We start from the raw sequence: 13,833 nt of genomic DNA, 5'->3' as shown, positions 1-13,833 counted from the left end.
CTCGTTACGAGCGGGGCTGAGGGGAGCCGAGCACAGATCCACCAGCGCTCCATACCCCCCGCACTCGCGGCCCGGGTTTTCGTCGGGGCGGTCGCCTCTCGCCAAGGACCGCGACCACTCCGGCACTTCGCACGCGTCAACGTCCCATCGACTTCCTGGAGTTCATCCATGACCGAGCGCGTTTTCGTCTCTGAGACCTCCGGCCCGATCGTCCTGGGTATCTCGCTGCCGGTCGGCAGCGTCCGCGTCCAGGTGCTCGACAGCCTGACCGCGGCCCGCGTGGTGCTGCGCACCGACGACGTCACGGGGCCGGCGGCCGACGCCGTCAACCGCGCCCGCAGCACGCAGAACGGGCAGGCGTTCGGCATCGAGGTGCCGGAGATGCCCGGCAACGTGATGGTGCAGAACCGACGCGGCAATCGCATCGTGCAGAACGTCGGCACGGTCTACGGCTCGGTGACCGGCGTGACCATCATCAACGGCCGCGTCGTCTCCGGCGGCATGAGCGGCATGCAGACCGTCAACCCGATCGAGGCCACGGTGTGCCTGCCCCCGCACTCCTCCCTCGCGGTCGTCTCGCAGTCCGCCGATGCCGAGGTCTTCGGCTACGTCGACCGGATGGAGTTCCGTTCCGTCTCCGGCGACCTGGACGCCGATGGTGTCCGGGAGCTCCGAGCCAACACCACCTCCGGCGACATCCACGCCGGCCGCGTCACCGAGCAGATCACCGCACAGTCGGTCTCCGGTGACATCGACATCGACCTGTACGACGGCCGCAGCGCCACCCTGGGCACCACGTCCGGGGACATCGAGGTGCAGGCGACCAACGGCGCGTCCGGGCACGTCAGCGCCAACAGCGTCTCCGGTGACGTCCGCCTGTCCGGTGCCCGGCACCTGAGCGTGTCCGCCAACACCGTCTCCGGCCGCGTCCGCAACGGCTGAACCACCGCCCGGCCCTTCCACCTCGATCACCGTGGCCGGCCTCGCCATTGACGCGGCCTCGCACTGGTGGGCCGACCGGCGTACCACGCTCGCGTGGCTGGCCAAGGTGACCGGCAAGGGTGAGTTCTACCGGCTCTGTTCCCCGCGCGTCGGCCACGACGACAACCCGCACATCGGTACCGGCGCCTACGCGCTTGACCAGTCCTTCCACCACCTGTGGCTGCTGGTCGCCGCGCTCATCATCGCCGCGGCCTAGCCGCGCCGCACCTCCGGCCCAAATCTGCGGGCCGGTTCTCGTCTTCCCGGGGCGGTCGCCTCTCGCCAAAGACCGCGACCGCCCCGGCATCCCTTCGATGTCAGGAGTTCCGTCATGCGTAGCTACATTGGCAACCACCAGGTCGTGAACCAGACCGAGTTCGAAGAGCTGGCGTTCGGCTTCGACGAGCGGCCGGCCGGTCTGGACGTCGACCTGTTCCGCGGCCCTCTCCGGCCCGAGACGGCCGACCAACGGCAGGCCCGCGAGGACGCGGCCCGCGACATCCTCGCCGACCTGCGCGCGATGGGCGAGGACGGCGACGAGATCGCCGCCTGGGACGCCCTGTACGCCGACGCCCTCACCCACACCGTGCCCCTCCTGCGCTCCGTCGACCGCGCCGGCCGTTCCGGCGGGACGGGGGAAGCGGCATGAACACCCCTCAGATCCGCAAGCCGTTGACCAAGACCCAAAAGGTCGTCCTGACTGCCGCGTTCGTCCCTATGCTGCTCACCGGTGTGGCCGGCGGCATCGGCACGTTCAGCAACATCGGTCACGCCTACGGCGAGGGCACCGCGCTCGGTGCGGTCGCGGCTGGTGAGGGCGCGACCGCCGTTCTCGGGCTGGTCCTGTTGGGGCTGACCATGCTGGGACAGTCCTCGCCGTGGCCCATCCGCGTCGGGCTGTGGGCGTTGCCCGCCGCTGCCTCGGTCATGGCCGCGATGGCGGGACCCGACGCCGGCCGGACGGTCATCTACGCCGTGACCCCGATGGGCATGTGCGTGTCGGCCGAGGGCATGGCGTTCCTCGCACGGCGCATCGTGGTCCACACCGACGGCCGCGACGCGGAAACCGAGCGCAAGGCCGCCGCGATCGTGCAGGCCCTCGCCTACCACCGCGCCCGCGCTGCCAACCACCCCGACGAGAAGATCCGGGGCCGGTCGGAGCGCAAGTCGTGGCGCCTCGCCCGCAAGGTCGGCGTCGGTGACGTGGCGCTCGGATCGAGGCTGCTGGAGGTCCAGCGCGATCGGGTCACGGACGGTGCAGACGCCGCCCTGTCGGCCATGTTCTCTGGGATCGAAAATGCGGAGGAATCTATCGAGACTGAGAGGAATCGGTCTACGGCTGACCTGCCGGAATCGACCCCGGCAACGATCGTCCTGACGCGTCTGCCGATGCCCGATCCCGTGTCGGTCGACTACGTCAAGTCGGCTCTCCACCTCAAGCCCGTACCGGCCATCGCCGCACCGATCGACCCGGCGCCGATCGAGTCGACCGAGCGGCGGGCGGTGGCGGCCGATTCCCCCCGATCCCGACGGGCGACCGGCCGACTTCCCGAGGTGGCCCGATCGCCCCGACCCAAGCGCACGCCCGATCAGTTGCTTGCTGAGGCACGGACCGCGACGGCCGATTGGCCGGACGCGCAGATCACTGCCGAGGGCATCCGTCGCACGATCCGCACCTCGCCGGCGAACGCCCGGACGCTGCGGGACACGATCCTTGCCGAGCGCTCTAAGGCCGCGTGATGGCGGGGGCGTTCGGCAAGTGCTTCGACCCGAACGGCACCCGGTTCGGCGTCCCCACCTACCCGTGGCGGTACGCCCCCGACGGCCTCGCGACCCGCCGTCAACTCCGTGCCCGTGGCTTACGGCCCGGTGGCCAGCCGATCGCGGCTCAGGTGCTGCGTCCGCGCTACCGGCGCGGCCCACTGGTCGCCTACCTCTACCGCGTCGACCGCGCCAAGCCGGTGCGACCGATGACCGCGCGCAAGTGGGCCGCGCTCGCCAAGGCCAACCTGGCGCGCCGCACTTGCCCGGCCTGCCGCGCGGACGCCGGATACGTCATCCCGACCTCGCTCGGTATGTGCGTGACCTGCGCCTATCCCGAGGAACAGCGCGCTGCCCGAACCATCCGAACCGGGTCCGGCCGCCCACCTTCCACAGCAAGCCAGCCGGACCCTTCGACTCCCGAAGGAGCCCGTACATCGTGACGGAAAACCCCGTGTTCCCGCCCCCGGACGAGCCGGAGGGCACCGACGAGCGGACGGCCGCCGTGCTGCCGTTCCCCCTCAAGAAGGACACCACCCCGTCCGCCGCGCCCGTCGGGGACGAGGCCAAGCCGGGCGAGTGGGAGGCCGAACTCCCTGACACCGACGACCCCGAGGGCGACGGCCTGACCGAGGGCGCCCCGGTCGACCCGCCACGCGAGGCCTACCCGCCCTCGGTCAGTGAGTGGATGGAGGCCAAGGACAGGGCCCGTATGCCGGTCCTGCCGGACTGGGTCAAGCTCCCTGACCAGCGCAAGGCCGTCCGCAAGTGGGCCGTCCGGCACTACTCGGCTGTGATCGGCTACCACGCCGTTCGCCTGCCGTGCATCTACACGCCCAAGGTGCTGTTCTACTCGCCGCGCGGGGCATGGCGCTGGTCGGCCGCGATCGGCCGGTGGGTGTTCGATGCGGAAGGCAAGTCCCTGCGACTCGCCTCGGTGGCCAACGAGGACGCGGCCGAGTACCTGAAGCTCTCGCGGCAGCGCAACGACCGCGTGAGGCTCCGGGGCATCGTCGCCACGATCGCCGGGTTCATCGGCCTCGCCGCCGCCCTGACCTTGTATGTCATGGCTCCGTCGTGGCTGTTGCTGCTGTCCATCGCCGCCCTGACGACCACGCTCGGGGCGGTCGGGGCGCCGGCGGACCGGCCGCTGATCGACATGGCCAAGGTGACGTTCCGCAAGCGCAAGTTGTCCTCGGACATCGTCATCCGCGCGCACGACGCGTCCGGACTGACCACCAAGGATCAGTCGATTGCCTTCCCGCGACCGATCGGCCGCGACGGCGACGGCTGGCGCGTGGTCGTCGACCTGCCGTACGGCAAGACGTTCGAGGACGCGGTGAAGGCTCACGCGCGGCTCGCCTCCGGCATGGACATCGCCCCGACTCAGCTCTTCCTGGACAAGGACGAGACCAGCGGCCGGCGCGTGTCGTACTGGATCGCCGACCGCGACCCGCTCGCCGTCCCCTCCGGCAAGACCCCGCTGTTGGGCGCGACCCGGGTGGACTTCTGGAAGCCGTTCCCGTGGGGCGTGGACGAGCGGGGCAACCCGGTCATGGCCACCATGTTGTGGCTGTCCCTGCTGGTCGGCGCCGTCCCGAGGCAGGGAAAGACGTTCTCCGCCCGCACCATCGCCCTCGCCGCCGCGCTCGATCCGTACGTGCGCCTGTACGTGTTCGACGGCAAGGCGTCGCCGGACTGGCGCAAGTTCACCAAGGTCGCCCACCGCATCGGGTTCGGCATCGTCCCGAAGAACGGGTTCGATCCGGTGGTGCATCTGCTCACGTCGCTGCGGGAGTTGAAGGCAGACGTCGAAGACCGCTACCACCGGCTCTCTGAACTGCCGCTGCATATCTGCCCCGAGGGCAAGCTCACCCCGGAGATCAGCCGGGACAAGAAGCTGAACATGCCCCTGACCCTGTTCGTGGTCGACGAGGTGCAGGAGTACCTGACTCACCCCGAGCACGGCAAGGAGATCCTGTCTCTGCTGGTCTACCTCGCCCGGGTCGCCCCGGCGGTCGGCGTGAGCGTCATGACGTCCACGCAGAAGCCGGACGACAAGGCGTGCCCCTCCGAGCTGCGTGACCAGCACCAGGCCCGGTTCGCCCTGCGGGTCGGCGCCTACCAGGTCTCCGACGTCATCCTCGGTGCGGGCTCGTACTCCGAGGGCCTGGACGCGTCCAAGCTGCTCAAGTCCCACAAGGGTGTGGGCCTGCTCAAGGGCATGTCGGACGACGCCGGCATCGTGCGCACCTACCTCGCCGACGGCCGCGACGCGGAGCGCATCCTGACCAGGGCTGCCGCGCTGCGGGAGGCCGAGGGCACGCTGTCCGGCGACGCGGCTGGCGAGGCTCCGGCCCCGGAGGTGTCCGCGACGATCCTGGACGATGTGGCGGCCGTGCTGGGCAAGGGTGAGGCCAAGGTGTGGTCTGAGACCATCGTCGACCGCCTCGCCGACCTGCGCCCCGAGGTCTACGGCGCGTGGGCTGAGCTGGACGCCAAGCCCAAGGCGGAAGCGCTCACGGCAGCGCTCAAGCCGTTCGGTGTGGCCACCGACCAGATCGGCCGCCGCATCGACGGCAAGACGGTCAACAAGCGCGGCATCAAGCGCGACGACCTCGCCGCCGCGATTACGCAGCGCAACGAAAGGCGGGACGCCGGATAGCTCCGAAGGGTCGCTAACGCTAGCGGTAACCGTCGCTAGCGTTAGCGACCCTGCTAGCGACCAAAACCGCGTCTGATCAGGCCGCTAGCGGCTAGCGGCCGACCTGCGGAAACACTCGAAACCCCGCCTGAGAGGCCCTGAATGAGCCTTCCCCTCCTCGCTATCGCCTGCCTACCCATCGTCACGCTTGGTTACAGCGTCAAGTGCTGGCTGAGCCCGTTCGGCGACTGCCGCAAGTGCTCCGGCATGGGCCACGCGCTCAAGGCCGACCGCAAGGGACGACTCAAGCGCGGCAAGGACTGCCGCCGCTGCCACGCCACCGGCAAGCGCATACGCGTCGGCCGCTGGATCTACAACCGCGCCGCGCGCACCTACCGCGCCGGCACCCGCTGACCCGCTCCGGAGGACCCATGGTCATCACCATCCCGCTCGTGCTGCTGCTCGCCGGTGGCCTCGCCCTGCTGCTGCGCTTCAAGGCGCTCGGCTTCGGCGCGGCCGTCGTCGCCGCGCTCTTCGGCTTCTACCTCGCCGCCACCGACGCGAGCGACACCGTCAACCAGCTCGTCACCGCCATCACCGGCGCCCTCGCCGACATCGGCCGCTAGAAGGGAGACCAGGACGTGAACGAACCCACCGCGCCCTACGACTGGCACCGTCCCGCCGGGCAGGAGGTGGCGGCCGTGGAGGTTCATCACCCCACGCCCCTCGCCCCGGTACAGCACGCCGCGCCGCTCGTGCCCGTGCAGCCGGGCAGCACCCCGGCGGTGGCGAGCGTCGTCCTGCCGGATGGCCGCGTCGTCACCGGCTACGCCATCGAGCCCGCCAAGCCCGAACCGGTCGCGACCAAGCCGGCCGTCTCGCGCACGGCGGTGAACATCGCCCTCGGGGGCATCGGGTTCGGCGCCGTGTGCGGCGGCCTGGTCCTGCTGACCACGTTCATCGCCGCGCTCGCCGCGCTGGTCCACCAACTCATCATCCTCGCCGCCGTCATCTTCGGCGGCTGGATCGCCGTGCAGGTCTTCAACGCGAGCGGCCACAGCGGCGGCAACACCTTCCACATCCGCAAGGCCGTCATCAAGCGCAACCACTTCCACGGCTAGACGTGGCTGGGGCGGTCGCCTCTCGCCAAAGACCGCGACCGCCCCGGTTCTCCGTCCCTTCGACAGAAACAGGAGACCTCCAGCATGACCCAACCCACCCCCATTCGGCGAGGCCGTACCCGGCCGCGCCTGCTGGCGCTGTGCGCCGGCTACGGCGGACTGGAAGAGGCGATCCGCGCGGGGACCGGTGGTGTGCCGGTCGCGTTCGCGGAGAACGACCCGCACGCCGCAGCCGTGTTCGCCGCCCATCACCCCGGGGTGCCGAACCTCGGGGACATCACGGCCGTGGACTGGGATCAGGTCCGCGACCTGTACGCGCCGGACGTGATCGGCGCCGGTTTCCCCTGCCGCAACATCTCCAACGCTGGACGAAAGGACGGGATCAATGGCCAGTGGTCGCGCATCTGGAAAAACGTCGCTCAGGCTGTGGGCGTCGTTCGACCGCGCTACGTCTTCCTGGAAAACGTGGCGGCGCTCCGCTCGCGGGGGCTGGACGTCGTCGCCCAAGACCTGGCCGCGCTCGGGTATGACGCGCGGTGGACATGTCTACGAGCTGGTGAACCCGAAATCGGCGCTCCGCACCCGCGGGATCGTTGGTTCGCAGTTGCCCATCCCGCTGATGCCGACCCCGACCACCTCGGACGGCACTGGCGGCCCCGGAACGTCGCCGAACCGCAGGGGCGGACTGAACCTGCGCACCGCCGTCACGAAGCTGCCCCCGCCCAGCAACTGAGCTTGCTGCCCACCCCCAAGGCGTCCGACGGACCGCACGGCGGCCCCAACCAACGCGATGCGAAGGGCAACTACTACCTGCCCGGAGCCGTCGTGCACCTCCTGCCGACCCCGCGCGCTGCCGCCGACCGCACGAGTCGGCGCGCGGCCATCGCCCGGCGCTCCCGCGCGGCCCCTTCTCTGGAGCAGGCGATCGAGATCGCCGACGGCACGCTTCCCCGGGAGTTGCGCTCCTGGGGCGAGGCGCCCCGGTCCTGGCAGCCCGAACAGCTCGATCAGGAGTGGGGCAAGTACGAGTTGGCGATTCGTCGATGGGAGCGGGTCCTGGGGCGTCCGGCACCGCTGCCCACCGAACCCGGCACCCGCGGCAACCGCCGACTGTCCTCTCAGTTCGTCGAGTGGATGATGGGTCTCCCCGCCGGCTGGGTCACGGCTGTGCCCGACATCCCCCGCAGCGAACAACTGAAGATCCTCGGCAACGGTGTGGTGCCCCAACAGGCCCATCACGCTTACGGCCTGCTCTTGGGTGCCCACGTCCCCGCGCGACTGGAAGGGAGGGCGGCATGACCGCCACACGCTCCCGCCTGCTCACCGCCCTTGAACTCGCGGCGGCCGGTGTCCCGGTGCTGCCGCTGCGGCAGGGCAAGGTGCCGTTCGGGAACTGCCGCGCGTGCGCCAAGAACGCCTGCGGCGGACGGCCGAACATGAAGAGCGCGGGACCCTGCCAGTGCCCCGCCGTCTGCCACGCATGGGCCGCCGCTACCACCGACCCCGACGTCATCACCTCCCTGGCGTGGACGGCAGCATGGCGTCAGGCCGTCGCCGTCGCCTACCACCCCGGCGAGGCTGAGCTGACCGTGGTGGACCTCGACAACTCGGCGGCCGTCGAGTGGGCACGCGAGACCCTGCCCGTGACCCGGACCGTGCCGACGACGCGCGGTGAGCACTGGATCTACCGGGGCGCCATGCGCTCGCACAACGCAGTCCGTCCAGGCGTCGACATCAAGTCCTTCATGGCGTACGCCCGCTGGCTCGGACCCGGCACCGGCCGCATGGCCGACCTGCCGTCGGCCGTCCGCGACATGGTCGTAAAGGAAGAGACCACCCCCGCGCGAGGAGAGGTGGTCTCTTCCGTCTCCGGCCGCGCCACGTGGGACCGGACCGTCGCCACCGGGTGCCGCCACACCGAGCGGTACGTACGTACCGGCCTCGATCGCGGCCTCGCCAAGGTGTGCAGCCACACCGAATCGGGAGCGGGATCACAGGCGTTCGGGGTCGCCCGGTTCCTGGCCGCCCAGCACGCGCACTGCCCTGGCCCGTGCGGACTGGACGCCATCGGCGAAGAGATCGTGGCCGCCGCCGTCTCCGTCGGCGTCCCCGACACCTACGCCCGCCGCGCCGTCGCCAACGGCCTTGAGACGGCCCCGGAGCGTGCGGCATGCAAACCATCACATAACCCTGTAAACGGCCCGCAGGGCGCCGTACAGGCCGTGCCCCGGGCGGCCGTGGGCGAGCCGAAGGGCGTCGCCCGTCAGGGCGTCCTTTCAGCTCTTCGCCCTGACCCGCTGCCGAACACCTCCGGAGGGAGGACAGCCTCATGACCACACAGCCTGTGGACAGCCCCGACCTGTGGGCCGGACTGCCCACCCTCGACGAACCCCCTGCCCCCGTGTGGGAAGACCCTGTTCCCCTCGCCGGACCCCGCAAGCTCGCCGACTTCCCCGTCGACGCGCTACCGGGCTGGCTGCGGGAGTTCGTGGCCGCGGTCTCCGAGGAGACCCAAACCCCCGTCGACCTCGCCGGATGCATCGCCCTGTCCGTGCTCGCCACAGCGGCCGGCGGCCGGTCCGTCGTTGAGGTCCGCGGGAACTGGCGGGAGCCGACCAACCTGTACGTCGTCGTCTCGCTCCCGCCCGCCAACCGCAAGTCCGCGGTGTTCGCACTGCTCACGGACCCGCTGTACGAGGCGGAGAAGCAACTTCGCACGCTCACCCAACCGACCATCGTGGAAGCCGAGATGACCGCCCGGCTCGCCAAGGAAGCGGCCGACAAGGCCGCGTCCAAGGCAGCCACGGCCGGCGCGGACGAGCGGGATGAGTTGGTCGCCACGGCGATCGCGCTGGCGCAGACCGCGGACAGCGTCACCGTCCCCGCCAAACCGCAGCTTCTCGCCGACGACACCACGGCCGAGACGGTCACCTCACGGATGGCCGAGCAGGGCGGCCGGATCTCCGTCATGTCCGCTGAGGGCGACATCTTCGACATCATCGCCGGCCGCTACTCCGGCAAGCCCAACATGGGTGTCTTCCTCAAGGGCCACGCCGGCGACCGGCTCAAGGTCGACCGGCAGACCCGAGAGGAGTACATCGAACACCCCGCCCTGACCATGGGCCTGTGCGTGCAGCCTCAGGTGCTGGACGACATCGGCCGGCAGGAAGGCTTCAAGGGCCGCGGTCTGCTCGGCAGGTTCCTCTACTCGGTTCCCGAATCCATGGTCGGCCACCGCAAGATTGAGCCCGACCCGATCCTGGACCAGGTCAAGGAGACCTACCGGCGTCACGTCCTCGACCTGACGCTCTTCCTTGCCGAGTGGACCGACCCGGCCGTCATCCAGCTCACCCCCGAGGCGAACGCCGCGCTCAAGGCGTTTCAGGCGCGGTTGGAACCCATGTTGGAAGCCCGCAGCGGCACGCTGGGGCACATCAACGATTGGGGCGGCAAGCTGGCTGGCGCCACGGCTCGCATCGCTGCGCTCCTCCACCTGGCGCAGCACCTCACCAAGGGGCACACGGTGCCCGTGGCCGAAGCGACCATGCGCGACGCGATCGCGCTGGCCGACTACTTCACCAGCCACGGACTCGCCGCGTTCGACGCCATGGGAGCCGACCACACCACCGCACGCGCCCAAAGTGTCCTGGAAGCGCTTCGCACGCACCGGTGGGCCGACGTCAGCAAGCGCGACCTGATGGTCAAGCTCTCCCGCTCGGAGTTCCCCACCGCCGCGGACCTGGACCCGGCACTGAGCCTGCTGGAAGACCACGGCTACGTGCGCGCCCAACCCGTCGTCCGCACCGGAGGCCGCGGCCGGCCGCCCTCCCCGCGCTACCTGGTCCACCCCCGGCTGACCGACCCGATCGCCTGAGCCCGCTCACAGAAACCACAGAATCACAGAAATACCCGTGGTGAGCCCCTGACCTGCGCCGACAGCCACGTCAGGGGCTCGCGACGCCCCACCACAGAAACCCGCAGAGAAGCCACAGAAATAGACCGGCACCGGCTGCACCGGACCGGCCTTCTTATTTCTGTGGAACCTTCGGTGATTTCTGTGGCAGCGCCCACCGCGCAGCATCGTCGCAGGTCAGGCCTGCGATTTCGAGTTTCTGTGTATTTCGTGGTTTCTGTGGCGGACCCCATCCCTTCCCCTTGCCCTCTCGCCCAAGGAGGATTCGTGGCCAAGCCCCGCGACGAGATGCTCACCATCCCTGAAGTGATCGAAGAGATAGGAGTGCCGCGAGCGACGTTCTACCGCTGGCGGCAGTACAAGAAGGGCCCGAAGTCCATCAAGCTCCCGAACGGCGCTGTGCGAATCCGGCGGTCGGAACTGAGTCGGTGGCTCCAGACGCTGGAGGAGAGCGCGTGACGAAGGACACCGACAGTGGGGCCGAGCTGGACAACCGTTCGACCCCGGATGGGTTTTCGCTCGATGTGCGCCTGTGGAAAGTGACCAAGGCGCAGAGCAAGACCCGTCCCTACCAACTCCGTTGGAAAGTTGGAGGAAAGGTCAGCAGCGCCACCTTCGCCACGGTGGCTCTCGCAGAAAGCCGCAGATCTGAACTGTGGCAGGCAATGCGCCGTGGCGAGGCATTCCGCATCGCGGACGGGCTTCCTGAATCCGAGGTAAGAGCTGAGGCTACTGCGGAGCAAGTCCGTGAGGAACTGCCCTGGTTCGTGTTCTGTCGCGAGTACATGGCGATGCGCTGGCCAACTGCCGCAGCCAAGACCCGTGAGGGCATCGCCGACGGGCTCGCCGCAGTGACGCTGGCTCTGGTGGAGCAGGAACCGAAGATGCCGTCGCCGGAAGAGTTGCGCCTCGCCTTCAGGTGGGCGGTCATTCCTAAGAACGCCGAACTTGACCCGCCGGAGGAACTTGAAGACGCCTACGGGTGGATCTCCAAGAAGTCGCTGCTCGTCTCCTCGCTGGAAGACCCGAAGATTCTTCGCGATGTCCAGTATCGGATCTCCTTCAAGCTGGACGGTACCCCCGCAGCTGGGGAGACCTCCCGGCGCCGTCGGCGCGCGCTCAACACTGCGGTTGAATACGCCATCGAGCGCAAGCTTCTGACGGAGAACCCGCTCACCGCTATCAAGAAGGTGAGGAGTTCTTCATCGGACCGTGTGGACCCCCGTGTTCTTGTGAACAAGACCCAAGCTGCTCAACTCCTTGCCTCGGTCTCGTACGTCGGGACATGGGACCGCAAGAAGGGGCGGCGCCTGGTGGCCTTCTACGCGGTGATGTACTTCGCGGGGCTCCGTCCGAGTGAGGCGGTGGGCCTCAGGAAGGCTGATTGTTTCCTCCCGGAGAAGGGTTGGGGCGTTCTGACGCTTCACGACACGCACCCGGTGTCGGGCAAGCAGTGGACGGACAGCGGAGAGCGCCACGACAAGCGCGGCCTGAAGTCGAGGGAGGCCAAGGAAGACCGACCGGTCCCGATCCCCCCGCCGCTCGTGGCCATGCTCCGTGCCCACCTGAAGGAGTTCGGCACGGCCAAGGACGGGCGGCTCTTCACGAACGAGCGAGGCGGTCTCGTGGGCAGCAGTACCTATTGGCGCGTGTGGCGAGACGCTCGGGAGTACGCGCTCTCGCCGGATCTCCAGGCGTCCATCCTCGGGGGACGGCCGTACGACCTGCGGCACACCTGCATCACGACGTGGCTGAACGCCGGCGTGCCCGTGGCCGAGGTTGCTCGTCGGGTCGGCAACTCGCCTGAGGTGATCCATCGCGTCTATGAGGGATGCATCTACGGCCAAGAGGAGGCCATGAACAAGAAGATCGAAAAGGAGCTCGATTGGCCAGAGGGAGAAGGCCATTAGATCGGCCGCCGGGCGACGGGGTCTGACGTCTCCGTCGCCCGGAGGCACCTGTCGGCGCTCCGTCGTAGAGTCCCCCCTCATGACGATGCCTCCTCTGCCCTCTTGGAACCTCACCTCGCTGGTGTTCTTCATTGACACGCACATACTCGACGCCCCGGACGATGCATCCGTTCTTCTGCGCAAGCTGTACGACACGAACTGGATCAGCCTGAGGCGAACCGACGCTATGGATACGGAGCTGGCGGCTGCTCCCGAGGAGAAGTGGGCGGAACTCACTGAGGCGAGCGCCGGCTACGCCGAATCGTTCGGGCCTATGGTTCTGGATCACTCGCGGTTGGACCACTCTGTCCTAGGCAGTGATGAGGATGTTGCTCGCGATGATCTCGTCTTCTCCACGCTGTTCCCGGGAGCGGACAGGGCCACCTGCCGGAAGAATCACATCCGAGATGCCATGCACGTCGCGACGGCGATTCGGTACGGCGGTCTGGCCTTCGTTACCCATGAGCGGAAGCTGCTCAACAAGTCTGATCAGATCGCCGGGTTGTTCCAGGGCTTCCGTATCTGGTCACCGACGCAAGCTTTGGCTGAAGCGGCAGGTGCTGTGGCTCGCGCGCGTGAGCTGTACCGCAGGGAACCGGAGCGTGGATCTCTGCCTGAGTGGCCGACTGTGGAGGAGCTACGTTCCGTCTGAGCGTCAGGAGCGCGAGCTAGCTGCGTCCAGCCCTATCGCAGGTCTATCGCGATCACTGCGCAGCAACGACAAAGAGCGGGACCCAGTGAGACTGGATCCCGCTCTTCATGCTTGGCATCTGCGCTGGTCAACCGCATCATCGTGCTGGTTGAAGCGAAGTGCCCCCGGCAGGATTCGAACCTGCGCACACGGCTCCGGAGGCCGTTGCTCTATCCCCTGAGCTACGGGGGCGTGTCGGGCGCCCTGCTTGGCGGCGACGGGTAGAACCCTACCAGCTCTTGGGGGGTGTTCATGAACGGGTTTAAGGGGCGGCGGCACCGGGCGTGACCTGGGGTGGGTCGCCCGCACGGGGTGGAAGTGGGGAAAACCCGGACGCGGTGGCCGGTCCGGACCTACTCTCGAGTTGTGCCAGGCGCGTCGGGCCGGGTGCTTGTTGTCGACGACAACAAGGTCATCCGGCAGCTGATCAGGGTCAATCTCGAGCTCGAGGGGCTCGAGGTGGTGACCGCGGCCGATGGTGCCGAGTGTCTGGAAGTCGTTCATCAGGTGCGCCCCGATGTGATCACCCTGGACGTGGTCATGCCCCGTCTCGACGGGCTGCGCACCGCCGCGCGACTGCGTTCCGACCCCCGGACCCGTGATCTCCCCCTCGCCATCATCAGCGCCTGCACCCAGTACGAGGTCGACGCCGGCCTCGATGTCGGCGTCGACGCCTTCCTCGCCAAGCCCTTCGAGCCCGCCGAACTCGTCAGCCTCGTACGACGGTTGATCGAGCGGGACCCGAGCGGGGAGCGGGCGGGGGACCGTGAGGG

The 13,833-nt window shown here is 68.8% G+C and carries 14 protein-coding genes, 1 tRNA gene and 2 pseudogenes; 16 read left to right on the top strand and 1 reads right to left on the bottom strand.

The features are described 5' to 3' along the window. The first annotated feature begins 168 nt into the window (after positions 1–168). From L0P92_RS23560 to L0P92_RS23490, 15 genes and pseudogenes are all read left to right on the top strand, one after another. Positions 169–942 carry a DUF4097 family beta strand repeat-containing protein gene (locus L0P92_RS23560; RefSeq protein WP_234764822.1) on the top strand — a complete coding sequence of 258 codons (774 nt, stop codon included), beginning with the start codon at positions 169–171 and terminating at the stop codon, positions 940–942. A 31-nt stretch (positions 943–973) separates the two neighbouring features. Continuing rightward, positions 974–1,198: a hypothetical protein gene (locus L0P92_RS23555; RefSeq protein WP_372497304.1), complete on the top strand. Its 225-nt coding sequence runs from the start codon at positions 974–976 to the stop codon at positions 1,196–1,198. 114 nt (positions 1,199–1,312) lie between these two features. Beyond that, positions 1,313–1,630, top strand: a complete 318-nt coding sequence (locus L0P92_RS23550; RefSeq protein WP_234764821.1) for a hypothetical protein — start codon at positions 1,313–1,315, stop codon at positions 1,628–1,630. Next, a complete protein-coding gene (locus L0P92_RS23545; RefSeq protein ID WP_234764820.1) occupies positions 1,627–2,721 on the top strand; it encodes a conjugal transfer protein in 1,095 nt (364 codons plus the stop codon). The genes L0P92_RS23550 and L0P92_RS23545 overlap by 4 nt, the downstream gene beginning before the upstream one ends. Further along, positions 2,721–3,098 (top strand): annotated as a pseudogene (locus L0P92_RS23540) (RRQRL motif-containing zinc-binding protein); the annotation flags it as partial. The gene L0P92_RS23545 and the pseudogene L0P92_RS23540, both read left to right, overlap by 1 nt. Positions 3,099–3,181: 83 nt before the next feature. Further along, complete coding sequence (locus L0P92_RS23535) at positions 3,182–5,407, top strand: cell division protein FtsK (protein WP_234764819.1); 2,226 nt, start codon at positions 3,182–3,184, stop codon at positions 5,405–5,407. A 141-nt stretch (positions 5,408–5,548) separates the two neighbouring features. Beyond that, positions 5,549–5,800 (top strand): hypothetical protein, encoded by a 252-nt coding sequence (locus tag L0P92_RS23530; RefSeq protein WP_234764818.1) that lies wholly within the window; start codon positions 5,549–5,551, stop codon positions 5,798–5,800. A 17-nt stretch (positions 5,801–5,817) separates the two neighbouring features. Then, the gene (locus L0P92_RS23525; protein ID WP_234764817.1) at positions 5,818–6,012 is read left to right on the top strand and encodes a hypothetical protein; all 195 of its coding nucleotides are present in this window, start codon (positions 5,818–5,820) and stop codon (positions 6,010–6,012) included. Positions 6,013–6,027: 15 nt separating this feature from the next. Beyond that, a complete protein-coding gene (locus tag L0P92_RS23520; protein ID WP_234764816.1) occupies positions 6,028–6,507 on the top strand; it encodes a hypothetical protein in 480 nt (159 codons plus the stop codon). 84 nt (positions 6,508–6,591) lie between these two features. After that, a complete protein-coding gene (locus L0P92_RS23515; protein WP_234764815.1) occupies positions 6,592–7,806 on the top strand; it encodes a DNA cytosine methyltransferase in 1,215 nt (404 codons plus the stop codon). Then, positions 7,803–8,678, top strand: a pseudogene (locus tag L0P92_RS23510) (bifunctional DNA primase/polymerase); the annotation flags it as partial. The gene L0P92_RS23515 and the pseudogene L0P92_RS23510, both read left to right, overlap by 4 nt. A 158-nt stretch (positions 8,679–8,836) precedes the next feature. Further along, positions 8,837–10,381, top strand: a complete 1,545-nt coding sequence (locus tag L0P92_RS23505; protein ID WP_234764814.1) for a YfjI family protein — start codon at positions 8,837–8,839, stop codon at positions 10,379–10,381. Positions 10,382–10,687: 306 nt separating this feature from the next. After that, complete coding sequence (locus L0P92_RS23500; RefSeq protein WP_101400676.1) at positions 10,688–10,879, top strand: helix-turn-helix transcriptional regulator; 192 nt, start codon at positions 10,688–10,690, stop codon at positions 10,877–10,879. Next, positions 10,876–12,330, top strand: coding sequence for a tyrosine-type recombinase/integrase (locus L0P92_RS23495; RefSeq protein ID WP_234764813.1), 1,455 nt, complete (start codon positions 10,876–10,878; stop codon positions 12,328–12,330). The genes L0P92_RS23500 and L0P92_RS23495 overlap by 4 nt, the downstream gene beginning before the upstream one ends. Before the next feature lie 79 nt (positions 12,331–12,409). Further along, positions 12,410–13,021 carry a hypothetical protein gene (locus L0P92_RS23490; protein ID WP_234764812.1) on the top strand — a complete coding sequence of 204 codons (612 nt, stop codon included), beginning with the start codon at positions 12,410–12,412 and terminating at the stop codon, positions 13,019–13,021. 159 nt (positions 13,022–13,180) lie between these two features. On the opposite strand, the gene L0P92_RS23485 is transcribed toward L0P92_RS23490, so the two are convergent. Continuing rightward, a tRNA-Arg gene (locus L0P92_RS23485) sits at positions 13,181–13,252 on the bottom strand. Between the two features lie 126 nt (positions 13,253–13,378). Between L0P92_RS23485 and L0P92_RS23480 the strand changes: the two genes are divergently transcribed. Then, a partial coding sequence (locus tag L0P92_RS23480; protein WP_372497303.1) for a response regulator occupies positions 13,379–13,833 on the top strand: 455 nt, incomplete at its 3' end.

Source organism: Streptomyces muensis, from assembly GCF_021474425.1.
In the GTDB taxonomy this organism is placed as follows: Bacteria; Actinomycetota; Actinomycetes; order Streptomycetales; family Streptomycetaceae; genus Streptomyces; species Streptomyces muensis.
This window is presented reverse-complemented; position numbering and strand designations above follow the sequence as displayed.